The organism is Vibrio sp. 704 (assembly GCF_033339295.1).
In genome coordinates, this window is the sequence record NZ_JAWOUH010000396.1 from 1 (window position 1) to 259 (window position 259).

Below are 259 nucleotides of genomic sequence, written 5' to 3' on the forward strand. Positions count from 1 at the left end.
ACATTTATCAAGCAAAACTGACTGGTCCTCTGGCAATTGTCATGGGCGCAGAAGGTGATGGTATGCGCCGTCTAACGCGAGAAACTTGCGATGATTTGATTAAAATCCCAATGGCAGGTAGCGTATCAAGTTTGAATGTGTCGGTTGCATCAGGCATCTGTTTATTCGAAGCAGTTCGTCAGCGCTTGGCTGCGAAGTAAGCGAATGAGAACATATGTCACTGAGCCCAAAGGCTTAGTGGCTTGAAGAATCAAACACA

1 protein-coding gene is annotated in these 259 nt (G+C 45.9%); it reads left to right on the plus strand.

Annotated features, from left to right (window positions below; all coding sequences use genetic code 11):
* The coding region (locus R7R24_RS26690; RefSeq protein WP_318120115.1) for a TrmH family RNA methyltransferase at positions 1–200 on the plus strand (200 nt) is incomplete at its 5' end.
* Between the last annotated feature and the right edge of the window lie 59 nt (positions 201–259).